Origin of the sequence: Uliginosibacterium aquaticum (assembly GCF_012972705.2) — a bacterium.
In the GTDB taxonomy this organism is placed as follows: domain Bacteria; phylum Pseudomonadota; class Gammaproteobacteria; order Burkholderiales; family Rhodocyclaceae; genus Uliginosibacterium; species Uliginosibacterium aquaticum.
Genome location: NZ_JABCSC020000006.1, coordinates 1 through 23,287 on the forward strand (window position 1 = coordinate 1; position 23,287 = coordinate 23,287).

The 23,287-nt window shown below is 63.3% G+C and carries 20 protein-coding genes and 1 tRNA gene; 14 read left to right on the forward strand and 7 right to left on the reverse strand.

Annotated features, from left to right (window positions below; genetic code table 11):
* Window positions 1-145: 145 nt before the first annotated feature.
* The 7 genes from HJ583_RS17720 to HJ583_RS17750 all read right to left on the reverse strand — a co-directional run bounded on the left by HJ583_RS17720 (window position 146) and on the right by HJ583_RS17750 (window position 6,118).
* Entirely contained in the window at window positions 146-496 is a 351-nt protein-coding gene (locus HJ583_RS17720; RefSeq protein WP_170023160.1) for a hypothetical protein, read from the reverse strand.
* A gap of 425 nt (window positions 497-921) precedes the next feature.
* On the reverse strand, window positions 922-1,611 hold the full coding sequence (locus HJ583_RS17725; protein ID WP_170023161.1) for a TetR family transcriptional regulator C-terminal domain-containing protein: 690 nt from the start codon (window positions 1,609-1,611) through the stop codon (window positions 922-924).
* A 105-nt stretch (window positions 1,612-1,716) separates the two neighbouring features.
* Window positions 1,717-2,733, reverse strand: a complete 1,017-nt coding sequence (locus HJ583_RS17730; protein ID WP_170023162.1) for an ABC transporter substrate-binding protein — start codon at window positions 2,731-2,733, stop codon at window positions 1,717-1,719.
* 53 nt (window positions 2,734-2,786) lie between these two features.
* Window positions 2,787-3,920, reverse strand: a complete 1,134-nt coding sequence (locus HJ583_RS17735; RefSeq protein WP_170023163.1) for an ABC transporter permease — start codon at window positions 3,918-3,920, stop codon at window positions 2,787-2,789.
* On the reverse strand, window positions 3,917-4,795 hold the full coding sequence (locus HJ583_RS17740) for an ABC transporter permease (RefSeq protein ID WP_170023164.1): 879 nt from the start codon (window positions 4,793-4,795) through the stop codon (window positions 3,917-3,919). Before HJ583_RS17740 ends, HJ583_RS17735 begins: the two co-directional genes overlap by 4 nt.
* Complete coding sequence (locus tag HJ583_RS17745) at window positions 4,792-5,625, reverse strand: ABC transporter ATP-binding protein (protein ID WP_170023165.1); 834 nt, start codon at window positions 5,623-5,625, stop codon at window positions 4,792-4,794. Before HJ583_RS17745 ends, HJ583_RS17740 begins: the two co-directional genes overlap by 4 nt.
* 417 nt (window positions 5,626-6,042) lie before the next feature.
* A tRNA-Phe gene (locus HJ583_RS17750) sits at window positions 6,043-6,118 on the reverse strand.
* A 145-nt stretch (window positions 6,119-6,263) separates the two neighbouring features.
* Between HJ583_RS17750 and HJ583_RS17755 the strand changes: the two genes are divergently transcribed.
* The 14 genes from HJ583_RS17755 to HJ583_RS17820 all read left to right on the forward strand — a co-directional run bounded on the left by HJ583_RS17755 (window position 6,264) and on the right by HJ583_RS17820 (window position 23,283).
* Complete coding sequence (locus tag HJ583_RS17755) at window positions 6,264-7,574, forward strand: HD-GYP domain-containing protein (protein ID WP_170023166.1); 1,311 nt, start codon at window positions 6,264-6,266, stop codon at window positions 7,572-7,574.
* Complete coding sequence (locus HJ583_RS17760) at window positions 7,571-9,469, forward strand: PAS domain-containing hybrid sensor histidine kinase/response regulator (RefSeq protein ID WP_170023167.1); 1,899 nt, start codon at window positions 7,571-7,573, stop codon at window positions 9,467-9,469. Before HJ583_RS17755 ends, HJ583_RS17760 begins: the two co-directional genes overlap by 4 nt.
* A gap of 70 nt (window positions 9,470-9,539) precedes the next feature.
* Window positions 9,540-9,851 (forward strand): (2Fe-2S) ferredoxin domain-containing protein, encoded by a 312-nt coding sequence (locus HJ583_RS17765; protein WP_101940454.1) that lies wholly within the window; start codon window positions 9,540-9,542, stop codon window positions 9,849-9,851.
* A complete protein-coding gene (locus HJ583_RS17770; protein WP_170023168.1) occupies window positions 9,848-10,504 on the forward strand; it encodes an alpha/beta hydrolase in 657 nt (218 codons plus the stop codon). Before HJ583_RS17765 ends, HJ583_RS17770 begins: the two co-directional genes overlap by 4 nt.
* A 96-nt stretch (window positions 10,505-10,600) precedes the next feature.
* On the forward strand, window positions 10,601-11,209 hold the full coding sequence (locus tag HJ583_RS17775) for a glutathione S-transferase (RefSeq protein WP_170023169.1): 609 nt from the start codon (window positions 10,601-10,603) through the stop codon (window positions 11,207-11,209).
* Complete coding sequence (locus tag HJ583_RS17780) at window positions 11,209-12,138, forward strand: ATP-binding cassette domain-containing protein (RefSeq protein ID WP_170023170.1); 930 nt, start codon at window positions 11,209-11,211, stop codon at window positions 12,136-12,138. The genes HJ583_RS17775 and HJ583_RS17780 overlap by 1 nt, the downstream gene beginning before the upstream one ends.
* Complete coding sequence (locus HJ583_RS17785; protein ID WP_170023171.1) at window positions 12,131-12,916, forward strand: ABC transporter permease; 786 nt, start codon at window positions 12,131-12,133, stop codon at window positions 12,914-12,916. Before HJ583_RS17780 ends, HJ583_RS17785 begins: the two co-directional genes overlap by 8 nt.
* Before the next feature lie 101 nt (window positions 12,917-13,017).
* Window positions 13,018-14,886 carry a sensor histidine kinase gene (locus tag HJ583_RS17790; protein ID WP_170023172.1) on the forward strand — a complete coding sequence of 623 codons (1,869 nt, stop codon included), beginning with the start codon at window positions 13,018-13,020 and terminating at the stop codon, window positions 14,884-14,886.
* A gap of 29 nt (window positions 14,887-14,915) precedes the next feature.
* Entirely contained in the window at window positions 14,916-15,239 is a 324-nt protein-coding gene (gene cutA, locus HJ583_RS17795; RefSeq protein ID WP_170023173.1) for a divalent-cation tolerance protein CutA, read from the forward strand.
* A complete protein-coding gene (dsbD, locus tag HJ583_RS17800) occupies window positions 15,236-17,050 on the forward strand; it encodes a protein-disulfide reductase DsbD (protein WP_170023174.1) in 1,815 nt (604 codons plus the stop codon). The genes cutA and dsbD overlap by 4 nt, the downstream gene beginning before the upstream one ends.
* A complete protein-coding gene (locus HJ583_RS17805) occupies window positions 17,047-17,403 on the forward strand; it encodes a RidA family protein (protein ID WP_170023175.1) in 357 nt (118 codons plus the stop codon). Before dsbD ends, HJ583_RS17805 begins: the two co-directional genes overlap by 4 nt.
* A 176-nt stretch (window positions 17,404-17,579) precedes the next feature.
* Window positions 17,580-21,503 (forward strand): DUF3683 domain-containing protein, encoded by a 3,924-nt coding sequence (locus HJ583_RS17810; protein ID WP_170023176.1) that lies wholly within the window; start codon window positions 17,580-17,582, stop codon window positions 21,501-21,503.
* A gap of 170 nt (window positions 21,504-21,673) precedes the next feature.
* Entirely contained in the window at window positions 21,674-22,102 is a 429-nt protein-coding gene (locus HJ583_RS17815) for a hypothetical protein (protein ID WP_170023177.1), read from the forward strand.
* A 122-nt stretch (window positions 22,103-22,224) separates the two neighbouring features.
* The gene (locus tag HJ583_RS17820) at window positions 22,225-23,283 is read left to right on the forward strand and encodes an efflux RND transporter periplasmic adaptor subunit (protein ID WP_170023178.1); all 1,059 of its coding nucleotides are present in this window, start codon (window positions 22,225-22,227) and stop codon (window positions 23,281-23,283) included.
* Window positions 23,284-23,287: the final 4 nt, after the last annotated feature.

Genomic DNA, 23,287 nt, shown 5'->3' on the forward strand with positions numbered 1-23,287 from the left:
AGAGATGACAGTCTGGTCGCGGTCGTCAGCACGAAAGCAGCGGTTTGAAGCGTTCCGGAGAAACAAAAAGAAAACCGGCCTAGCGGCCGGCATTCACAAACCAGTTGACGGGAAGTCCCTTAGAGAATGGTTAGGCATGCGAGCACTATTCATTTTCAGGCGGCTTTGTATCGATAACAGTAATGTTTTCGACCCGATCCAGAATTTTCTCAACGTCCTGTTGTGACATCCCTTCAATATGGATAACAACGTGATCTTTGGTTGTAATTATGACTTTTCGGCTACTTCTTGATCTTATCCATGCAACAAGGACTGCGGAGAACGCAACCCATGGCGCAGAAGCCTGAATAAGGCTTACTCCGATAGATGTACCGCTGGCAAGAACAGCGCCGACGCTGAATTTATGAATCTCACCGTACTCGATATTTTCATCGGTGAGCATTTTCAAAAAAGGCTCACGACTATCTTTGAACAAATTTATTTCTATGTGATTCATCGGCGCTCCTTTGCGGGGATGTGTTTTGTTCAAGCCTAACGTGTTATGGGGATCAGTTTTGCTATTCATCATCGGCACATGCTCCCTAACATGGCATGACCGATCAGCGAAGATTGGCTTCCAGACTAGCTTTTCACGATCCTGCTGTACATCGGACCCGCATTAACAGCGTCGACAAAAACCTCACTCTGCAGATTTCAGGCTTTAAGCTCATTACGGCCACTTTGCAGCGGCAAGCCTGAATATCAGAACCTGACCAGCCGCAGCCATTCTAGTCCGCTGGCATCAAGCGCGGCGTCGGTGAGCAGTCGCTCAAGATGATGCCTGTGCCGTCGGTTTTGCCCTTGAGCGTTGCAGAGGCCAGTCGTCCGGAGCGCTTGAAGCGGCTGATCCCAGCGCCACTTCAGATCACGCCAGCGTTGTGATCATGACGAAGAGTTGGGAAGCGACGAAAGCCCGCAAGCCCGCAGCGTGACGTTCAGCACATGCTCGAGGGCACGCTTGCGTGCGCGGGGGCTTTGGGTGTCAGCCCCGAGCACGGCCTGGATCTGCACGTCGAAATCGGCGTAGGTCTGGGTATTGGCCCACAGCGTGAAAAAGAAGTGGGTGCTGTCCACCGGGGCGATGCGCCCGGCGGCAATCCAGGCGTCCAGCACGGCCGCTTTCTCGCGCACCGTGCGACGCAATTCGCTTTGCAGCATTTCGCCCACCACCGGCGCGCCATGCAGTAATTCGTTGGCAAACACCCGCGAGGCATCCGGCCGCTCATAGGCCAGGGCCATCTTGCGGCGCACATAGCTCTCGATCGCTTCACGCGGATCAGCGTCTGCCGTGATCACGTCGGTGGGCGAGAGCCAGTCGTGCAGCACCCGATCGAGCACCGCGCGATAGAGCTCGGCCTTGTTGCCGAAGTAGTAATGCAGATTGGGTTTGGGTACGCCTGCTTCTTCGGCGATTTGGGCCATGGTGGCGCCGCCGAAGCCGGCTCGCGCGAAGACGCGTTCGGCACCGCTGAGGATGGCGGTTTCGTTGAGCTGGCGAATCCGGCTTTTGCTGACGTCTGACTCTTCAACGAGCGCGGCCTTTGCACGGCTTGCAGTTTTCCGGGTCGTCATGGCCATGGTCTCGGGCGGGCAGTGGGGCCCACATTCTAGCTTCCGGGCCGGATGGCCGGGGCAGCCGGGAGGGGTGGCGCCGCCGCCCCTCCCGGCCGGGCTTGCTTACTTGGCGGCCGCGTCCCACACCATGTGAGTCATGGCAGCCTTGCCCGGATCCTTTTTGATGACTGGATCCGAACCCCCGCTCATCAGCACCTTCACCGTGCGCTCATAGGCGGCCGGGTCGAGGTAGCCGATCTTCGGCGTGTTGGCGTTGGAGATCAGCTTGGCGACGTTTTCCATCTGGCGCTTCTGCACCGCGACGGTGGCGCTGCCCGAAGCATCCTGGGCCACCACGATCTTGGCGGCCTCTTCCGGATTCTTCACCGCGTCGTTCCAGCCCTTGAAGCTGGCCTTGAGGAACTTGGCCATCTTGGCGACGAAAGCCTTGTCGCGCAGGTTGGATTCAAGCACGTAGAGACCGTCTTCCAGCGAGGCCACGCCCTGATCCTGATAGAAGAAGGCGAGCAGATCGGACTCTTTTACGCCGGCATCCACCACCTGCCAGTACTCGTTGTAAATCATGGTCGAGATACAGGCGGCCTGGTTCTGCAGCAACGGATCCACGTTGAAGCCCTGCTTGAGCACGGTAATGTCCTTGCCCGGCTTGTAGCCCAGCTTGCCCATCCAGTTCAGGAAGGGGTACTCGTTGCCGCCGTACCAGACACCGAGGGTCTTGCCCTTGAGATCCTTGGGCGAGCTCACGCCGGAAGCCTTCTTGCAGGTGAGCATCAGGCCGGACTTGTCGAAGACCTGAGCGATGTTCACCAGCGGTACGCCGGCTTCGCGTGCAGCGAGGGCATCCGGCATCCAGTTCACCACCACGTCGGCCGACTTGCCGGCGATCACCTGCACCGGCGAGATGTCCGGCCCGCCCGGCTTGATCGTTACATCCAGCCCGGCTTCCTTGTAGTAGCCCTTGGCCTGCGCCACGTAATAGCCGGCGAACTGCGCCTGCGGCACCCATTTGAGCTGCAGAGTGACCTTCTCGGCCGCTTGGGCGCCGATCGAACCGAAAGCCGCAGCGGCCGCCAGTGCGCTAAAGACAAGATGCTTCCTGAACATGTGCAACGTGGACATCGGACAACTCCTTGGTTGGGTGAAACGAGGGGGCAAGAACGAAAAGAAGGGGCTCAGGATTGCGCCGCGCGCACTGACGGGTGCCAGAAATTGACGCGCCGTTCGCAGAGCACCAGCAGGCTGTAGAGCGCCGAACCCACGATGGCCGAGAGCACGATCGCGGCCCAGACCAGCGGCATCTGCATGCGCGCAGCCTCGGTGGAGATCCGGAAGCCCAGGCCTGCCGTGGGCGAGCCGAAGAACTCGGCCACGATGGCGCCGATCAGGGCCAGGCTGGCATTGACCTTGAGCGCACCGAAGATGAAGGGCATGGCCGCGGGCAATCGCAGTGCCAGCAACTGCTGACGTGGGCTGGCCGCATAGGAATGCATCAGTTCGCGCTCCAGCTTGCCGGCGGCCCCAAGGCCCGCCAGGGTGCTGACCATGGCTGGGAAGAAGGTCATCAACACCACCACGGCCACCTTGGAAGGCCAGTCGAAGCCGAACCACATCACCGCAATCGGGGCGACGCCGACCAGCGGAATGGTGCTGGTGAGCGAGGCGATCGGCAGCAGGCCGCGTTGCAGGAAGGGGGAGCGCTCGATGGCGATGCCGGTGGCGATGCCCAGCCCGCTGCCCAGCACATAGCCGGTCAGAACGGACTTCAGCACGGTCTGCACAAAATCGCCGCCCAGCTTGTCGGCTTCGGTGAATAACGCAAGGAGGATGTCGGCCGGTGCTGGCAGGAGTACGCGGGGCACGGCAAAGGCCGTGACCAGGAGTTGCCAGAAATAGAGCATCCAGAGTCCGAACAGGACGGCCGTCAGCGTGGCGACCCAGGGGGGCGAGTCCAGCATGGCCAGTCGCTGCACGCTGGTGCGGGCGAGCAGGAACTGGGCGATGCACAGCAACCAGAACGCAGTGGCCGGCTCGGATTCTCCGCTAGGCACCGACAGCAATAGCAGGGCTCCGGTGAGCAGGCTGCCCAGCAGCAACGGGAGGGTGCCGAGCAGGCAGCGCAGGGGTTGCGCCGCCAGCAGCACACAAACGATCTGGAGTGCCGCAATGCGCAGCGCGGGGCTATGCAGGGCCGGCAGCGGGATGACCGGATCGAAGCCGCTGAGCGAGAAGGTCTGGCTCAGTGCCAGGCCGGCCGGAATGATCGCCAGCAGTGCGCCGATGGCGCCGGGAAGTTTGGTCTGACTCATGCCTGCCTCCTGCGCCCGACAATCAGGTATTCCACCGCAGCGACCAGCGCGGTGAGCACTACGCCCAGCAGCGCTGCCATGATCAGGGCCGACCAGATCTGCAGGGTGTTGCCGTAGTACGAACCGGTGAGGAGCCGCGCGCCGAGGCCGGCCTGCGCACCGGTGGGCAACTCGGCCACGATGGTGCCGGCGAGCCCAGCCGCGATGGCCACGCGCAGGGAGGGAAACAGGAAGGGCAGGGAAGAGGGCAGGCGCAGGACGAAGAAAGTCTGGATGCGCGAGGCCGAATAGGTGTGGATCAGCTCCATCTCGAGGCGCTGCGGGGCACGCAGGCCCTGCACCATGGCGACCGTGACCGGAAAGAAACACAGGTACATCGCGATCGTGGCCTTGGGCAGCATGCCGGTGATGCCCAGGCTGCCAAGAATGATCAGCACGATCGGGGCGATGGCCAGCACCGGCACGCTCTGACTCGCGACGATCCACGGCATCAGCGCCCGGTCGAGCGTGCGCGAATGCACAATGCATACGGCGAGCAGGCCGCCGAGGACCAGGCCCATGAGGAAGCCGGTCAGCGTGGCGCCCGCCGTGACCCAGGCGTGCAGCAACAGGTTGCGCGGTGAGTCGAGCGGCGCGTCAAAAATCGAGGTCCACAGATCCAGCGCGATCTGATGCGGCACCGGCAGCACCGGGCGCTGCATGCTGAAGGTCGCGGCGACCAGCTCCTGCCAGCTCCAGGCGCCTTGCGGCGCGAGGACCCGTTCGATCACCCCGGCCGCATTGAGCCAGATGGCGAGCAGATACCAGAGGACGAGCCCGACCGCGAGCAGGGTCGCGACCGGAACCAGATGCTGTTGAAACCGGTTCTGGCTCATTGATGGCCCTCCGCCAGCGCCTCGCGTACTTCCTGGGCCAGGCGGGTGAACTCGGGGGTATCGCGGATCGAGAGATCGCGTTCGAAGGGCAGCGGCGACTCGATCACTTTCACGATCCGCCCGGGGCGCGGCGACATCACCACGATGCGCGTCGACAGATACACCGCCTCGGCGATCGAGTGAGTCACGAACACCACGGTGCGGCGCTCGCGCAGCCAGAGCTGCTGCAACTGCTCGTTGAGCTTGTCGCGGGTGATTTCATCCAGCGCGCCGAAGGGCTCGTCCATCATCAGGATCTTCGGTTCGAAGCCCAGGGCGCGGGCAATCGACACGCGCTGCTGCATGCCGCCGGAGAGTTGCCAGGGATACTTCTTCTCGAAGCCGGCCAGCCCGACCCGCCCCAGCTGCTCGCGCGCAATCGCCTCGCACTCGGCCTTGCTGCGCCCGATCAGCTGCAGGGGCAGCATCACGTTGGCCAGCACGGTGCGCCAGGGGAACAGGGCCGGCGCCTGAAAAACATAGCCATAGGCGCGGCGCTCGCGTGCATCGCTCGGCGTCATGCCGTTGACCAGCACCTCGCCTGAAGTGATTGGCTCCAGATCGGCGATCACGCGCAGCAGGGTGGTCTTGCCACAGCCGGACGGCCCGATCAGCGACACGAATTCGCCCCGGTTGATCGTGAAATCGATCTCGCTCAACGCATGTACCGGGCGATCCGCAGCCTGGTAGATCACGCTGGCCTTGCGGGCCACAACGGCGGGCCGGGCAACGGGGGTTTCAAGTGCGGAGTGAGGGCTGGCCTGAAGTTCGGTGGGGTGCGGTGCATTCATCGGGAAGGCGTCCTGAACCGTCAATTTCTTGACCAAATGGTTTAAATTCAGAACACCTATCGCAAACTTCATGCCACCACCGCAATACGCCGCAGAATCGTTCCCGCACCCGCAAAACGGGCCTCAGACCGTCCGAAAACGGTGCGTGGCAACGCGGAATTGATGCAAATTGGGGCGTCAGCCCGGCGGCAGGCGGCTTGCCTGCTCGTGCGATCTCGGAAGGTGCTGACCGGCTCAAGGGCTGCAGGCTGGTCGCCGACTCGAAGCGGCGCAATGGCGAAAGCGCCCGAGCAGATCCCGGCGCGCTCAGGTACGTCCAGGCCGTGACATTCAGGCCGGTGGGCGGTGCGGCACAGGTTTTCGGCAGCCGAAAAGCAAAAAGCCCAGCGCGAGGGCTGGGCTTTTTGCTTGAATCTTTGGTGGCCGGTCGCGGAATCGAACCACGGACACGCGGATTTTCAATCCGCTGCTCTACCAACTGAGCTAACCGGCCAAACGAGCCAAGAAATATAGCAACACTTTTCTTGTTTGGCAAGCTCTTCGTGCAGAGAAACTTGGATGTACCCGCATGTGTAACTCAATTTATCCGTGCGGATGCCGATAGCCCTGCGAATACGTTGGAACAGACCGCTCACCCCATGAATACCGAGAGCTCCCAGAAAGATTATTTCATCACCCCCGAGCAGCTGAGCATCGGGCTCTTCGTGTTCATCGATTTGCCCTGGTTCAGCCATCCATTCAGTTTCAACAGTTTCAAGATCCGCAGCAATGACCAGATCCAGACCCTGCGTGGGCTGGGTGTGAAGCGTTTCCGTTATGACCCGGATCGCAGCGACGCACCGCAGTTTCCGGCCGCCGCCGTGGCTACGGCCGAGCCGGTGGTAACGACGGCGGAGGCGTCTTTGCCGGAGCCTGCCGATGCGGCTGACCCTGCTTTGGCCGCCAAGCGTGAGCGCGTTGAGCGTTTGCGCGAGCAGCGCGTTCGCATGGGCAATGTGGAGAAGGCCTTCGTGAAGGCGGCCAGCATCATGCGCAACATCAATCGAAACCTGCAGGCGCGGCCGAAGGAATGTATCGAGGAAATCGGCGAGCTGGTGCAGCAGATGGCCCAGGCCTTTCTTGAGGCGCCCGAGCTGACCCTGCATGTGATGGGCGAGAAGGCGGGTGGTGAAGAGGTGTATTACCACGGCCTCAATACCTCGATTCTTTCCATGATGTTGGCCCGCGATATGGGTATGGCCATGGAGGAGGGCAAGGTGCTGGGCCTTGGCGCACTGATGCACGACATTGGCCTGATCGAGATTCCGGACCGGGTGCTGAAGAAAACCGATGAGCTGACCCATGCTGAGAGCGAATTGCGCAAGCTGCATTGCGAGTACGGCGTGCGCATCGGTCAGAAGGCGGGGCTGCCGGGCAGCGTGCTGAGCATCATCTTCCAGCACCATGAGATGGCGGACGGTACGGGCTATCCAAAGGGACTCAAGGGCGAGGCGATCCATCCGCTGGCGCGCATCGTGTCGCTGGCAAACTACTACGACAATCTGTGCAATCCAGTGAATACCGCGAAGGCGCTGACACCTCATGAGGCCTTGTCGCTGATGTTCGCGCAGCGGCGTGCCAAGTTCGATGCCAAGGTTCTGCAGATCCTGATCAAGAACCTCGGCGTCTATCCGCCGGGCAGCATCGTGAAACTGTCCAACGATGCGCTGGCCTTGGTACAGTCGGTGAATCCGCAGAAGCCCCTGCGTCCCTGGGTGGTGGTGTATGACCCGGATGTGCCCAAGGAAGAGGCCATCATGCTGGATCTGGAACAGGAGCCTGAGATCAACATTAGCAAGGCGATCCGCCCGGGTCAGTTGCCGGCCGAGGTGTTCCGCTACCTGAGTCCGCGCACCCGGGTAACGTATTTCTTTGACGCCGATTCGCGTGGCGGAGGCGGCAGGTCATGAGTCAGCCGGCACCGGAGGCCATCCTGCTCGACGCCTGCAGCGAGATCATGCTGCTGGTCGATCCGGTCTCGCTGGCGATTGTCGCGGCGAGTGCGGCGGCCACCCGCGAGCTGGGCTATTCGCGTGAGGAATTGCTCGGCAAGCTGATCACCGATATTGAATGTGCGCTCGCGGACGTGTTCTTCTGGGAAGAGGTGCGCAATGGTGGCAGTGCTGAGCTGGTGGATGCGGAAGGCCTGCATCAGTGTGCCGATGGCGAAATGCTGGCCACGCTCAAGAATGTGACCCGGATGAGCGAGGCGCCGGGCTGGATCATCGTGCGGGCGCACGGAATCGCAGCCAGGAAGCGTGCTGAGGAAGAGCTGGCGCTGATGACTTCGCAGCTGCGTGCCACGCTCGAAGCCACGGCCGATGGCATCCTGGTGCTGGATCGCCAGGGCCAGATCAGCAACATGAACCGGCGTTTCTCGCGGATGTGGCAGCTGCCGGGTGAGCTGCTGCTGCGCCACGAGGATCGGCGCCTGATGGCCTACATTCTCGACCAGATCAGCGAGCCGGAAATCCATGCGCGACGGATCACCGAACTGGGCGCCGATGACGAGCGCGAGACTTTCGATGCCTTGCCGCTGCGTGATGGCCGCATGTTCGAGTGCAAGTCGCGTCCGGCCCGCCACGGCGAACAGGTGATCGGCCGGGTGTATTGCTTCACTGATGTTACCCAGCGCTACCGTGCCGAGCAGGATCTGATCGCCGCGCGCGATGCAGCTACCGCCGCCAGCCGCGCCAAGGGCGAGTTTCTCGCCATGATGTCGCACGAGATCCGCACGCCCATGAACGGCATCATCGGCATGGCCCAGCTGCTCGAATCCACCCCGTTGAACACCGAGCAGCATGAGTACGTGCGCACCATGCGGACCTCGGGTGATGCCCTGCTGGCCATCATCAATGACATCCTCGACTACTCGAAGATCGAGGCGCGCAAGCTGGAGCTGGAGAAGACCCGCTTCCGCCTCGACAGCTTGCTCGAAGATCTCGGCCGCCTGTTCTCGCTGCAGGCGCGTGACAAGGGCCTCAGCTATCACAGCCTGATGGCACCGGGCACCCCGCTCAGCGTGGAGGGTGATCCCACCCGCCTGCGCCAGATTCTGGTCAATCTGATCGGCAATGCCTTTAAGTTCACCGCTCGCGGTTCCATCCATGTCACCGTGAATGAAGTGCAGCGCGAGGCTGCGCGGACCCGCCTGCGCTTTGCCGTGCGTGATTCAGGCATCGGCATTCCGGCTGACAAGCAGACCAACATCTTCACGCCTTTCGAGCAGGCCGACATGAGTACCACCCGGCGCTTCGGCGGCACTGGCCTGGGGCTTTCCATCTGCCGCATGCTGTGCGAGCTGATGGAGGGTGAGATCGGCGTCAGCAGCCAGGCTGGCGAGGGCTCGGAATTCTGGTTCGAGATCTGGCTCGCCTGCGCGGAGGTCGACGTCCAGCGCGAGGCCCGGCCCAGTGTGTCGCAGGCCATGGTGCCGGAGGAGGCCAGCATCCTCATCGTCGAAGACAACAGCGTGAACATCATGGTGATCAGCAACCTGCTCAAGAAGCTGGGCGCACGCCAGCTCAGCGTGGCCCGCAACGGTCTCGAAGCGCTGGAGCAATGCGCAGCCCGGAGCTTCGACCTGATCCTGATGGATACCCACATGCCCGAGATGGATGGCCTCACTGCCACCCGCCTGCTGAGGGAGCGCGGGGTCAGCACGCGCATTGTTGGCGTCAGCGCCGATGCCATGGCCAGTGACCACCATGCCGCCTTGGGTGCCGGCATGAATGACTACCTGACCAAGCCGGTGGCACTCGAAGCCCTGCGCCGTACCATCGAGGCTTGGCTGGGCGCGGCCTGAGCATCGCCGTCGGGCGCGGACCAGCCTACAATTGCTGCTCCCGTCAGAACAACAAACGAGCGCCCCCGCCATGAGCCAGTATTTCACCCATCACGTTTTCGTCTGCTGCAACCAGCGCGCCGCGCCGGACGCCTGCTGCAACACCCATGGTGCCAGCGAGCTGCAGACCTATGCCAAGGAACGCGTCAAGGAACTGGGCCTGTCCGGCAAGGGCCAGGTGCGTATCAACAAATCCGGCTGCCTCGGCCGCTGTGATGATGGTCCGGTGCTGGTCGTCTACCCGGAGGGCACCTGGTACACCTTCGTCGATAAGGAAGACATCGACGAGATCATCCGCGAGCACCTGCAGAACGGCCGCATCGTGGAGCGCCTGAAGGTATGAAAGCGCAGCCTACTGAAGCCCAGCTGATCGCAGGCCCGGACGGGGCCATCGAGCTGCTGATCGATGCGCCCGAGGCCCCGCGGGGCATTGCGCTGGTTTGTCATCCGCATCCGCTGTTCGGCGGCGCCAACACCAACAAGGTGGCGCACACCCTGGCCCGCACCCTGCGCGATCTGGGCTATGTAGCGCTGCGACCGAATTTCCGCGGTGTCGGCAAATCCGAAGGGACGCACGACAATGGTGGTGCCGAGACCGAAGACATGCTCGCCGTGCTCGACTGGGCCCATGCGCGCTGGAACCTGGATGCCTACCGCCCCACCGTGCTGGCCGGTTTCTCCTTCGGCGCCTTCGTCCAGACCCGGGTCGCCAAGCGCCTGCGTGAAGCCGGACAGGCCGCCAAACGCCTGATTCTCGTCGGCACCGCCGCCGGGTTTGTCGAAGGTGCTCGCCAGTACGCGACCGAGGCCGTTGGCCCGGACAGCCTTGTGATCCATGGTTCCAAGGATGAAACCGTACCGCTCGCCAATGTGCTGGCCTGGGCCGAGCCACTCGATGTGCCGGTCGTGGTAGTGCCCGGCGCAGACCACTTCTTCCACGGTCGTCTGCACTGCCTGAAGGACATCATTAATCGCTCTTCCTGCGAGTGTCACTGAACAACAGCAATCCTGTAGGGCCGACTTCAGTCGGCCTCCACGCATGGCGTGCGGCTCACGCTTGATCTCCTGAACAATCCTGAACGGAGCAACATCATGAAGCTGATCGGTTCCCTTACCAGCCCCTATGTGCGCAAGATTCGCGTGCTGCTGCTCGAAAAAGGCATTCCCTTCGAGTTCGTGAATGATTCCCCGTGGGAGCCGGGCAATCATGTGGCGGAGTTCAACCCGCTCGGCAAGGTGCCGGCGCTGGTGACGGATACCGGCGAGATCTTCTTCGATTCGCCGATTCTCGCCGACTACCTTGAAACCCTCGGTGTGTATCCGCCCGAGCTGCCCACTGACGCGCTCGAAGTGCTGCGCGTGAAGCAGCTCGAAGCGCTGGCCGATGGCATTACCGATGCTGCCGTGGTGTGGCTGCTCGAAACCCGCCGCGCCGCCGAAAAACAGGATGCCGCAGTGATCGAACGCCAGCGCGGCAAGATGGAGCGAGGCCTGGATGCTGTCGAAGCGCGTCTGGGCAGCCATGAATTCCTGTACGGCGGCCAGTTCAGTCGCGCGGACATCGCGATGGCCTGTGGCCTGGCCTGGATCGACTTCCGTTTCCCGGCCTATGACTGGCGTAGCAGCCGACCGGCGCTCGCCGCCCACACTGCGCGCGTGCTGGCCCGGCCGAGTTTTGAACAGACCATCCCCGTCGCCTGATGCCGCTGCTCATCGAAAACCTGCACAAGCACTATGGCGAGCTGGAGGTGGTGCGTGGCATCAGCCTGCAGCTTCAGCCTGGTGAATGCTTCGCCCTGCTCGGCCCCAATGGCGCCGGCAAGACCACCACCCTGCGCTGCGTGCTGGGCCACACCGAGCCCTCCGCCGGCAGCATCGAACTCTGCGGCCTGCCGGTACCGGCCCGTGCCCGTGAAGCGCGTGCCAAGGTCGGCGTGGTGCCGCAGAGCGACAGCCTCGACCCGGATTTCACTGTCACCGAAAACCTGCTCACCTTTGCGCGCTATTTCGGCTTGAGTCGCGAGGCAGCCCAGGCGCGTGTGCCCGAGCTGCTGACTTTTGCCGGGCTGGAGGCCAAGGCCGAGGCCAAAGTGCCGGCGCTCTCCGGCGGCATGAAGCGCCGCCTGACCATGGCCCGCGCGCTGGTCGCCGATCCGGATCTGCTGATCATGGACGAGCCCACTACCGGGCTGGACCCGCAGGCGCGCCATCTGATCTGGGATCGCCTCAAGGGCCTCATCGCGCAGGGCAAGACAATTTTCCTGACCACCCATTTCATGGACGAAGCCGAGCGCCTCGCTCACCGCATCGCCATCCTCGACCGCGGCCAGATCATCGCCATGGGCACGCCACGCGAAGTGATTGCGGCCCACATCGAGCCGCAGGTCGTCGAGGTCTTCGGTGAATGGGCCGGGCATGAGGGGGGCGCGGCCGCCTGGGCGGCGGCCCATGCTGGCGAGTACGCCCAGCGTTTTGAGGTGAGCGGTGAAACCGCCTTCTGCTACCTTGAGCACCCCGAAGCCCTGCTCGCCCACCTTGCCGCCCAGGGCGGCCTGCGTACCCTGCACCGCCCGGCCAATCTGGAAGATGTGTTCCTCAAGCTCACCGGACGGGAGATGCGGGATGAGTAAACTCCTGGTTCCACTGGATCTCTCCCCGCGTCGCGCCCTGTCAGTATGGCGCCGCAATGCCGATGTCTGGCGCCGCCTCGCGATTCCTTCCTTGCTCGGCAATCTGGCCGATCCGCTGATCTACCTGCTCGGTCTTGGGCTGGGTCTCGGCGCTCTGCTGCCGCAGGTGCATGGCGTGAGCTACATCAGCTTCCTCGCCACCGGCACCGTGGCCTTCTCGACCATGAACGCCGCCACCTTCGAGGCGCTTTATTCCGGCTACGCCCGGGCACATCAGCAGAAGACTTGGGAGGCGATCATGAACGCACCCCTCTCGCTGGATGACGTGATGGCCGGCGAGTGGCTGTGGGCGGCGACCAAATCGCTGTTCTCGGGCGGGGCGATCCTGATCGTGATCAGCCTCTTCGGGCTGGTGCCCTGGACGCATGCGCTGGCGGCGCTGCCGCTGGTGTTCCTCACCGGGCTGTGTTTTGCCGGCATCGGCTATATCGCCACGGCGCTGGCGCCTGGCTATGACTTTTTCATGTACTGGTTCACGCTCTTCATCAGCCCGATGGCCATGCTCTGCGGCGTGTTCTTCCCGCTGGAACAGTTGCCGGCCTTCGTGCAGGGCGCGGCGCTGGTGCTGCCGCTGGGGCATGCCATCGGGGCGATCCGGCCACTGCTGCTGAGCGGAGCTACGGATGGGCTCTGGCTGCATGTGCTGGTGCTGTCTGCATACGCCCTGATCGGCATGGCAGTAGCCAGGGCCCTGATGCGTCGTCGCCTGCTGCGCTGATTGCCCGCAAGGGCAAGTGCACTTGGGCTGCCGGCCCTCAGAATCAGCGGGCCGGTGCCTTGCCGGGGCTGGCCCGAGGGGCCGCTTAATCTGTCTCGATCATGAAATTAACCCAGGAGTCCGGAAGCGATTCAGACGAGGAGCTGCTTGCGCGACAGGCCACCGGCCTGCTGCGCATGATCATTCTGCTCACCCTGAGTCTGGGCGTCGGTCTCGGTCTGCTGGTCGTTCTGGGTAACGAACAGCCGCTGCCACTGGGCTGGGCGGTGGTGTTCGGGCTGGCACTGCTGTGTGGGGTGTCGCTTCTTCTGCTGGAACACTATCCGCCAGCCGTGGCGCGGCGGACCTTCACCTGGGGCTTTACGAGCCTGATCGTGTTGCAGTGTCTGCTGGTCAACGGCATCCGCAGCCCGATTGCGGCGCTGTTGCCGGTGGTGGTGATGCTCAGTGCCTGGTCCGGCCGCCAGCGCGAGACGCTCGCCCTGGGCCTCTTCGCGCTCAGCGCGCTGGGCCTGATGGCGGGTTTGGACAGTATTTTCTGGCCCCAGCAGAAGCCACGTTCGGCCCTCAATTTCTGGGCCAGCTATGCCTTTTGCATCATCACCGGCTCCATCATCGCCAGCCGGATCGCTTACACCCTGCAAGGCCATTACAGTCGCCAGAAGCAACTCGGGGAACAGTTGGCTGATCAGGTTCGTGAGATGCAGCAGGCCAGGGAGAAGTTCTCCACCTTCTTTTTCATGAACCCGGTGCCGGTGAGTATTACCTCACTCAGCACCGGGCGCTATGTAGAGGTCAATCCGGCTTGGGAAAAAATTGGCGGCTGGACTGGCGAGGAGTTGCGCGGCCGTAACTCGCTGGATCTGGGCATCTGGGTTACGCCGGAGGAACGTGAGGAATGGATTGCCGAATTCAGTGCGGCCGGACGCCTGAGCAACCGGCTGACGCGTTTTCGCCTGCGCGATGGTTCTATCCGCTACTTCCTCGCCAGCAGCGAGGTGATCAACTACGAGGGCGAGCGCTGTGTGTTTGCGGCTTTCATCGATATCACCGAGCAGCGTGAAGCTGAGGCCCGCTTGCGCGAACTCAATGTAAAGCTCGAGGAACACGTGGCCGAGCGCACACGCAGCCTCGCTGAGGCCAACCAGTCGCTGGCGCGCAGCCTGGAGACCCTGCAGCAGACGCAGGATGAACTGGTGCATGCTGAAACGATGGCCTCGCTGGGCTCGATGGTGGCGGGCATTTCGCATGAGCTGAATACCCCGATCGGCAATGCACTGACAGTCAGCACGGCTCTGCAGGATCAGGTGCGTGACTTTTCGGAGCGCATCCGGCGCGAGCCGATCACCAAGCAGGCCCTTTTCGATTTTCTCGGCGATCAGCATACCGGCGCAGACCTGGTGGCGCAGAGCCTGCTGCGGGCGGCCGAGCTGGTCACCAGCTTCAAGCAGGTCGCGGTGGATCAGGCTTCCGAGCGCCGCCGCGGTTTTGATCTGGCCGGAGCCATGGGTGACATCCTCAGCACCCTGAGGCCCATGTTCAAGCACAAGCCGATCGAGCTGCGTGTCGATCTGGCGCCCGGCATTGCCATGGACAGCTATCCCGGCCCGCTCGGTCAGGTCATCAGCAACCTGACCCAGAACGCCATCCTGCACGGTCTCGATGGCGCAGACCACGGTACGGTCAGCATCGAAACCCGCGCCGTCGGCACCGAGCGGCTGGAGATCGTGGTCAGCGACAACGGTCGTGGCATTGCCGCCGAACACCTGCCGCGTATCTTCGACCCCTTCTTCACCACCCGCCTGGGCCGCGGCGGCTCCGGGCTGGGCCTGTCGATCACCCACCGTCTCGTCACCACCATCCTGGGTGGCAGCATCAGCGTGCGTTCCACCGAGGGCGAGGGTGCCAGCTTCAGGCTTGAGCTGCCGCGTATCGCACCGCAGCGCGAAGAGGTCGCGGACGACGCCTAGCGGCCGGTGGCGCTGGTAAGCTTGCCGCCATGCCTGCCACCGATGCCCTGCTGATTCTTTGTAACGTACCCGATGCCGCTTGTGCACAAACGATCGCCCAGGCGCTCGTGGAACGCCGGCTCGCCGCCTGTGTCAACATCCTCGCGCCCTGCCAATCGGTGTATTGCTGGCAGGGCAAGGTCGAAACCGCCAGCGAAGTACCGCTGCTGATCAAGAGCACGGCCGCGCGTTACGCCGAACTTGAAAGCGCGCTGCGCACGTTGCATCCCTACGAAGTCCCGGAAATCATTGCCCTGCCGATTGCTGCCGGCCTGCCGGCTTACCTCGCTTGGCTTGTTCAGGAAACGGCATGAAAGCCCTGTTTACCCTCCTGCTGCTGTGTGCAAGCCTGCTTGGCCATGCCGCCCAGCCCGAACCGCTGCCACCGGAGCAAGCCTATCGCCTTGCCGCCAGCCTGCTTGATGAACGCACGATTGAAGTGCGTTTCCAGATCGAGCCCGGCTACTACCTGTATCAGTCCAAGCTCGGCTTCGCGCTGGCCGGCACTCCGGCGACGCTGGGCAAGATCGCATTGCCACCGGGCCTGCCCCACGAAGACCGGTTCTTCGGCAAACAGCCGGTCTATCGTGAAGGCGTGGTCTTCACCCTGCCACTGGATCAGGCGGTGGGCGAGGGCGCGGTGCTCACCGTGAGCCACCAGGGCTGTGCTGATTTCGGCATCTGCTACCCACCCAGCGAAGTGCCGATTGAGCTCCACCCAGCCACCATGAGCCAGGTGAGCAAAGCCTCTGGCGCCTCGCTGCTCGCGCTTGAAACGCCACCGCCGGGGGCACAGGAAACCGCTTCCGCAGCGGTGTCTGCGCCTGAAGAGGAGCGCATCTCCGGTCTGCTCGATGGCGGAAACCTCCTGCTGATTCTCGCCAGCTTCTTCGGCTTCGGCCTGTTGCTCAGCTTCACGCCCTGCGTGCTGCCGATGGTGCCGATCATCTCCGGCATCATCGTCGGCCACGGCCACAAGATCAGCCACCGCCGCGCCTTCTTCCTGTGCAGCGCCTATGTGCTGGGGATGGCCGCCACCTATGCTGCGGCTGGAGTCGCCGCGGCCTTCTCGGGCCAGCTGTTGTCAGCCTGGCTGCAGAACGTATGGGTGCTCGGCGCCTTCGCGCTGCTCTTCGTGGTTCTCGCGCTGGCCATGTTCGGCGTGTACGAGTTGCAAGTGCCGGCGCGCTGGCAGCACAAGCTTTCGGCCAGCGCTCATCATCATGGTGGCTCGGCCCGCCAGCTCGCCATCATGGGCGCCATCTCGGCGCTGATTGTGGGTCCCTGCGTTGCCGCCCCGCTGGCCGGCGCCCTGCTCTATATCGCCAAGACGCACGATGCCCTGCTCGGTGGCCTTGCCCTGTTCATGCTGGGCCTCGGCATGGGGGCACCGCTGATCCTGGTTGGCGTAGCCGCGCGCCGCTTTCTGCCCAAACCCGGCGCCTGGATGGAAGGCGTCAAGCGCTTCTTCGGCTTCCTGTTGCTGGCCACCGCGCTGTATCTCGTCGCCCCGGTATTGCCACCGCTCCTGCCCATGCTTGGCTGGGCCGCACTGCTGTTGGTCGGCGGCATTTTCCTGCATGCGCTGGATAGCCTGCCGCCCGATGCGAAGCCGCTGCAACGTCTGTTCAAGGCCCTGGGCATTCTGCTGCTGCTCGCCGGCGCCGCCATCTTCATCGGCGCGCTGGCCGGCAGCCGCAATCCGCTCCAGCCTCTGTCTGGCCTCAGCGGCTGCAGCACCGCAGCCGCCTGTGAAAATGCCGCACCGCGCTTTGAGCGCATCAACAGCAGCGCTGAGCTGGATGCGCGCATCGCCGCCAGTAGCCGGCCGGTGATGCTCGACTTCTACGCCGACTGGTGCGTGAGCTGCAAGGAAATGGAGCAACAGACCTTCGCCGACCCGGCCATTGCTGCTCAACTCGCCGGTTTCACGCTTCTGCAGGCAGACGTCACCGCCAATCTGCCCGAGCACCGCGAACTGCTCAAACGCTTCGGCCTCTTCGGCCCGCCCGGCACTCTGTTCTTTGCGCCGGCCGGCAAGGAAGTGGCGGGTAGCCGGGTGATCGGCTTCATGGCACCGGAGCGCTTCGGCAAGATCCTGCAAAACGTGAAAGGCCAGCCATGAGCGATATCGAACGCCTCAATCCGGCGGCCCGCTATGCCGACGCCACGATCTTCAAGGGCTTGGTGCAGGCTGTCGAAGTACCCGCCTCCGAGGAGGGTGATATCCGCAGCCAGACCGCCGAAATGCTGGCCCTGCTTGAATCTACGCTGGAAGCCGCCGGTTCGGACAAGGGCCGGCTGTTGATGGCCACCCTCTACCTCATCGACATGGCGGACTACGCGGGCATGAACGAGGTGTGGGAAGCCTGGCTGCCCGCCGGCTGCGCTCCGGCGCGCGCCTGCGTGCAGGTGGCCGCGCTGGCCCGGCCGGGCTGGCGAGTGGAGATTGCGGTGATGGCGGCACAGGGCGTGTAGGTGCGACTTCAGTCGCACACCGAGCGTGTGCAGCGGACTGAAGTCCGCCCTACAGCCCTCCTTCACGTTCATGCTTGCCCAAACCCGCACTCAGCGACGGGTCGCGTTTGCCCCCCCGAAGCCCTAAAATGGAGGGTCTGCCGCCCCCGGCAGGCCACAGAAAAGCGCCCCCAGCTATGCAACTCGCCCCAGAATTCGTGACAGCCCAGCCGCCCGTGCGTTTGCGCGAGATTCCTTACAACTACACCTCGTTTTCCGATCGCGAGATCGTCATCCGCCTGTTGGGTGCCGAGATGTGGGCCGTGCTGGATAGTCTGCGCGCCGAGCGCGTCACCGGTCGTTCTGCACGCATGCTTTACGAAGTGCTCGGCGATATCTGGGTGGTGCAGCGCAATCCCTACCTCGAAGACGATCTGCTCGACAATCCGGGGCGTCGCAAGGCACTGCTCGAAGCGCTGCGCCATCGCCTGCGCGAGGTCGAGAAGCGTCGCCTGGATTCGGCCACCGAAGATGCAGATCGCAGCGAGAAAGTGGGTCTGCTGGTCGCTGCAGCCAACCAAGCGGTGGATGCGTTTGCCGAGCACTTTGAGCGTACCGCTGCCCTGCGAGCCAAGGCGCTCAAGCTGCTGTCGCGCCACACCCGCCGCGACAACATCGCCTTCGATGGCTACGCTCGTGTGGCCCACGTTACCGATGCGACCGACTGGCGCGTGGAGTTCCCCTTCGTGGTGCTCTACCCGGATACCGAAGAGGAAATTGGCCATCTGGTGCGTAGCTCGATCGAGCTGGGCCTCACCATCATCCCGCGTGGCGGCGGCACCGGCTATACCGGTGGCGCCGTACCGCTCACACCGAACTCGGTGGTTATCAACACCGAGAAGCTGATCGATATCGGCAAGGTGGATTTCAATACCTCACTGCCCGGCGTGGAGCAGCCTTACGCCACGGTGTTCACCGGGGCGGGCGTGGTAACGCGCCGGGTGATGGATCTGGCCGACGACACCGGCCTCGTTTTCGCCTGCGATCCGACCTCGGCCGACGCTTCCTGCATCGGCGGCAACATCGCCATGAACGCCGGCGGCAAGAAGGCCGTGCTGTGGGGCACGGCGCTGGATAACCTCGCCTCGTGGAAGATGGTCACGCCGGATGGCAACTGGCTGGAAGTCGAGCGCCTGAACCATAACCTCGGCAAGATCCACGATCAGGCCGAAGTGATGTTCCGCTTGAAGCGCTTTGATGCCGATGGCAAGAAGCTGCTCGGCGAAGAATTCCTCACCATCCCCGGCGAGCGCTTCCGCAAGGTGGGCCTTGGCAAGGATGTGACCGACAAATTCCTCGGCGGCCTGCCCGGCATCCAGAAGGAGGGCTGCGACGGCATCATCACCAGCGCGCGCTGGATCCTGCACAAGATGCCGCCGCATACCCGCACGGTGTGTCTGGAGTTCTTCAGCCAGGTGCGCGAAGCCGTGCCGGCCATCGTTGAGATCAAGGACTTCATCGAAGCCCTGCCCAAGACCGGCGACAATCGCGTCCTGCTGGCCGGCCTTGAGCACCTCGACGAGCGCTATGTGAAGGCGGTCGGCTACGCGACGAAAGCCAAGCGCCACGGCCGGCCGAAGATGGTGCTGATCGGCGACATCGTCGGCGACGACGAGACGGCCGTGGCTCAGGCTGCCTCCGAAGTGGTGCGCCTGTGCAATGCGCGCGGCGCAGAAGGCTTCATCGCCGTCAGCCCCGATACGCGCAAGAAGTTCTGGCTCGACCGCTCGCGCACCGCCGCGATCGCCAAGCACACCAACGCCTTCAAGGTGAATGAAGACGTAGTGATCCCGCTGCCGCGCATGGGTGATTATTGCGATGGCATCGAGCGCATCAACATCGAGCTGTCGATCAAGAGCAAGCTGCGTCTGGTCGAAGCGCTGGACACTTTCTTCCGCGGCGATCTGCCCCTGCGCGCCACCGAATCCGCGCTGGAGAAGGATGAGCTGATCGGCGACCGCCGCATCCGTGTGCTGGACACCATCGCCGCCGTGCGTGCGCGCTGGACCTGGATTCTCGACAATCTGGACCTGCCGCTCGCCGAGGCCGAAGCCGCTTTCGCCGGGCTGGGCATCGAAGCCGGCCCGCTGCAGAACAGAGCTGAAGTGCTGCGTCTCTTCCATCGCGTTCAGGATTATTCCGTGCGCATTTCGTGGAAGGCCGAGCTGAAGGCGGCCATCGAAGAAGTTTTCGAAGGCAACACTTATCGCCCGATCATCGAGCGCATGGAGGCGATCCACAAGGAAGTGCTGCGCAGCCGCGTGTTCGTGGCCCTGCACATGCACGCGGGCGACGGCAATGTGCACACCAACCTGCCGGTCAACTCCGATCACTACGCCATGCTGCAGGAAGCCTATGCCGCGGTCGAACGCATCATGCATCTGGCCCGCGGGCTCGGTGGCGTGATCTCCGGCGAGCATGGCATCGGCATTACCAAGTACGAATTCCTCAGCGAGGAAGAGCTCGCCCCCTTCCACGCCTACAAGCAGAAGGTTGACCCGGAAGGGCGCTTCAACGCCGGCAAGCTGATGCCCGGTGCCGACCTGCGCAATGCCTACACCCCGTCTTTCAACTTGATGGGCCACGAGTCGCTGATCATGCAGCAGAGCGACATCGGCGCGATCTCCGCCTCGGTGAAGGACTGCCTGCGTTGCGGCAAGTGCAAGCCGGTCTGCTCCACCCATGTGCCGCGCGCCAACCTGCTCTACTCGCCGCGCAACAAGATCCTCGCCACATCTCTCTTGATCGAAGCCTTCCTCTACGAAGAGCAGACCCGCCGCGGCGTGTCGATCAAGCACTGGGAAGAATTCGAAGACGTGGGCGATCACTGCACGATCTGCCACAAGTGCTACACGCCTTGCCCGGTGGATATCGACTTCGGCGACGTGTCGATGGCCATGCGCTCACTCCTGCGCAAGATGGGCAAGCAGAGTTTCAACCCGGCCAAGACCCTGGCCATGGCCTTCCTCAACACCACCTCGCCGGAGAAGATCAAGTTCCTGCGCAAGGTCTCGATCGAGTGGGCTTACAAGGCGCAACGCCTGGGCGTGGATCTGCTGCGCCCATTCAGCAAGGGCTCTACGCGCCAGCCGCCGGCCTCGCTGGGCAAGCCAGCGCTGAAGGCGCAGGTGATCCACTTCGTGAACAAGAAGATGCCGGGCAATCTGCCGAAGAAGACTTCGCGCGCGCTGCTCGACATCGAGGACGATCACGTCGTGCCGGTGATCCGCGACCCGCAGAAGACCAAGGTGGATTCCGAAGCGGTGTTCTACTTCCCGGGCTGCGGCTCGGAGCGCCTGTTCTCGCAAGTGGGGCTGGCCACGCAGGCCATGCTGTATCACGTCGGCGTGCAGACGGTGCTGCCGCCGGGCTATCTGTGCTGCGGCTACCCGCAGCGCGGCTCGGGTCAGGACGACAAAGCCGAGAAGATCACCACCGACAACCGCGTGCTCTTCCACCGCGTTGCCAACACCCTCAACTACCTCGACATCAAGACCGTGGTGGTCAGTTGCGGCACCTGCTTTGACCAGCTCACCAAGTACGAATTCGACAAGATCTTCCCGGGCTGCCGCCTGATGGACATCCACGAATTCCTGCTCGAGAAGGGTGTGAAGCTGGAAGGGGTGAGTGGCACCCGCTACATGTATCACGACCCCTGCCACAGCCCGATGAAGCAGCAGGATCCGCTCAAGACGGTGAATGCGCTGATCTCCGGCGTCGCAGGTCAGGCGAAGATCGAGAAGTCCGACCGCTGCTGCGGCGAATCCGGCACGTTGGCCGTGGCCCGCCCGGACATCTCCACCCAGGTGCGCTTCCGCAAGGAAGAAGAGCTGGTGAAAGGCGCCGACAAGCTGCGTGCGGATGGCTTCGAAGGCGATCTGAAGGTGCTCACTTCCTGCCCGGCCTGCCTGCAGGGGCTGCAGCGCTACAACGAAGATGTTGAAAAGCTGGATGCCGATTACATCGTGATCGAGCTGGCCAAGAATATCCTCGGCCCGGACTGGCTACCCACCTATGTGCAACAGGCCAATACCGGTGGCATTGAGCGCGTGCTGCTTTAAGCCTCCACAACCGTGTGTCATCAAGAAGGCCCATGTGACTTTTGTCACATGGGCCTTTTGCTTGGGGCCTGTCCCCTCGGGCAAAGCCTCGGAAACTGCCCTTTCGGCAGGCCGGCAAGGCCGGCACGGCTTCGTAGAATCAGTCCGCTACCGTATCTATGGATGAAGCCATGCAGCACGCAACCCGCAATGACGATGCCCTGACTACGACCTGCTTCGATCTCGAGGGCTACGAGGTTTTCGCGAATAAAGAAGAGTACCCGGCTACTCTGGCCCTTACGACGCAGACTGCCGTGGCGGCTAACGGGCCGATCGATCTGCCGGCCATTCCCACCGTTTGCCTGTCGCAGCCTCCTGCTCCCATGCGCCTCGACAACTGGCGCTTAGTGCTGGTGCGTGGTGTTGTCGAAGCTATTACTCCGAATCACATCGTGGGCTCGGCTGTGCAGATTCCCAAGGGCCGCACCAGCCCGATTGCCGCGTTCGATCCGCTGACCCGCCGCGTGCGTACCCACAGTGGCTCGGTGTACGAGCTGGGCATTCCCGAAATGTCCTTCGAGCGGGTTTCGCCAGAGGTCATGCGCTGCCTCGGTTTCTGAGCTAAGAAGCACATTGCCTCCTGTCATCCAGCAGGCATGACAGGGGCGCTGTTTTACGGCAGCATGGCATTCCCGAGCGGATTGCTCGGGCTCTCCTCTTCATCTGCCGATCCGCTGCCATCATGTCTTTCCGCCTGCTTGCCTGCATCGCCCTTGTCCACGTTGTTTCAGCGGCTGCCCAGCCGGCCGGTAAGCCCGCACTGACGGTCAGCCTGGTCACCCCCCAGGCGCAGGACTGGTCTACCCAGATCACCGCCAATGGCAGCATCGCGGCCTGGCAGGAGGCCATCATTGGCGCCGAAATTGGCGGCTTGCGCCTCGACGAGGTGGCGGTGAACGTGGGTGATCACGTCAAGCGCGGTCAGGTGCTGGCTCGCATGCAGCGCGATGTGGTGGAGGCCGAGCTGGCACAGAGCCGGGCCAGTCTGGCCGAGGCCGAAGCCGCCCTGTTCGAGGCCAAGACCAACGCCGATCGTGCCCGCCAGATCAAGGACAGTGGCACTTTCAGCGCCCAGCAGGTGGATCGCTACATCACCAGCGAGGCGACTGCGCAGGCCCGCGTCGAGGTGCTAAAGGCCAAGCTGCGTGCGGATCAGTTGCGCATGGATAAGACCGTGGTGCGGGCGCCCGATGACGGCACGATTTCCGCTCGTAGCGCCACTCTCGGCGCTGTGCTCCAGGCTGGCCAGGAGCTGTTCCGCCTGATTCGTCAGGACCGCCTCGAATGGCGCGCCGAGCTGCCCGCGGCCGATCTGGCCAAGGTGAAGCCGGGCATGACGGCACAGGTCTTCCCGGCCAGTGGCGAACCGATTGCGGCCACGGTGCGCGCACTCGCCCCGACCGTGGACCCGAAGACCCGCAACGCGTTGGTTTATGCCGATATCAAGACACGGGGTGAAGCGCGGCCCGGTATGTTTGCGCGCGGTGAAATCCGTCTGGGTGCCCAGAAAGTTCTGACCCTGCCGCAAGGCGCAGTGCTGCTGCGCGACGGCTTTGCCTATGTGTTCCGGCTCGGCACGGACAGCCGGGTGCTGCAGACCAAGGTCACGCTGGGGCGTCGCCAGGGCGAGCGGGTGGAAGTCAGTGCCGGGCTGGAGGCGGGCAGCCAGGTGGTCGTGAGTGGCGTGGGCTTTCTCGCGGATGGCGATCTGGTGCGTGTAGCACCGGCTGCAGCACGCTGAGGGG

Excerpts from the sequence above, each read along its gene's own strand:
- HJ583_RS17760 (WP_170023167.1), top strand. The coding sequence starts at position 7,571 with ATGAGTCAGCCGGCACCGGAGGCCATCCTGCTCGACGCCTGCAGCGAG.
- HJ583_RS17720 (WP_170023160.1), bottom strand. The coding sequence starts at position 496 with ATGAATCACATAGAAATAAATTTGTTCAAAGATAGTCGTGAGCCTTTT.
- HJ583_RS17725 (WP_170023161.1), bottom strand. The coding sequence starts at position 1,611 with ATGACGACCCGGAAAACTGCAAGCCGTGCAAAGGCCGCGCTCGTTGAA.
- HJ583_RS17820 (WP_170023178.1), top strand. The coding sequence starts at position 22,225 with ATGTCTTTCCGCCTGCTTGCCTGCATCGCCCTTGTCCACGTTGTTTCA.
- HJ583_RS17730 (WP_170023162.1), bottom strand. The coding sequence starts at position 2,733 with ATGTCCACGTTGCACATGTTCAGGAAGCATCTTGTCTTTAGCGCACTG.
- HJ583_RS17785 (WP_170023171.1), top strand. The coding sequence starts at position 12,131 with ATGAGTAAACTCCTGGTTCCACTGGATCTCTCCCCGCGTCGCGCCCTG.
- HJ583_RS17765 (WP_101940454.1), top strand. The coding sequence starts at position 9,540 with ATGAGCCAGTATTTCACCCATCACGTTTTCGTCTGCTGCAACCAGCGC.
- HJ583_RS17810 (WP_170023176.1), top strand. The coding sequence starts at position 17,580 with ATGCAACTCGCCCCAGAATTCGTGACAGCCCAGCCGCCCGTGCGTTTG.
- HJ583_RS17745 (WP_170023165.1), bottom strand. The coding sequence starts at position 5,625 with ATGAATGCACCGCACCCCACCGAACTTCAGGCCAGCCCTCACTCCGCA.
- HJ583_RS17790 (WP_170023172.1), top strand. The coding sequence starts at position 13,018 with ATGAAATTAACCCAGGAGTCCGGAAGCGATTCAGACGAGGAGCTGCTT.
- HJ583_RS17775 (WP_170023169.1), top strand. The coding sequence starts at position 10,601 with ATGAAGCTGATCGGTTCCCTTACCAGCCCCTATGTGCGCAAGATTCGC.
- HJ583_RS17770 (WP_170023168.1), top strand. The coding sequence starts at position 9,848 with ATGAAAGCGCAGCCTACTGAAGCCCAGCTGATCGCAGGCCCGGACGGG.
- dsbD (WP_170023174.1), top strand. The coding sequence starts at position 15,236 with ATGAAAGCCCTGTTTACCCTCCTGCTGCTGTGTGCAAGCCTGCTTGGC.
- HJ583_RS17735 (WP_170023163.1), bottom strand. The coding sequence starts at position 3,920 with ATGAGTCAGACCAAACTTCCCGGCGCCATCGGCGCACTGCTGGCGATC.
- HJ583_RS17740 (WP_170023164.1), bottom strand. The coding sequence starts at position 4,795 with ATGAGCCAGAACCGGTTTCAACAGCATCTGGTTCCGGTCGCGACCCTG.
- HJ583_RS17755 (WP_170023166.1), top strand. The coding sequence starts at position 6,264 with ATGAATACCGAGAGCTCCCAGAAAGATTATTTCATCACCCCCGAGCAG.
- cutA (WP_170023173.1), top strand. The coding sequence starts at position 14,916 with ATGCCTGCCACCGATGCCCTGCTGATTCTTTGTAACGTACCCGATGCC.
- HJ583_RS17780 (WP_170023170.1), top strand. The coding sequence starts at position 11,209 with ATGCCGCTGCTCATCGAAAACCTGCACAAGCACTATGGCGAGCTGGAG.
- HJ583_RS17815 (WP_170023177.1), top strand. The coding sequence starts at position 21,674 with ATGCAGCACGCAACCCGCAATGACGATGCCCTGACTACGACCTGCTTC.
- HJ583_RS17805 (WP_170023175.1), top strand. The coding sequence starts at position 17,047 with ATGAGCGATATCGAACGCCTCAATCCGGCGGCCCGCTATGCCGACGCC.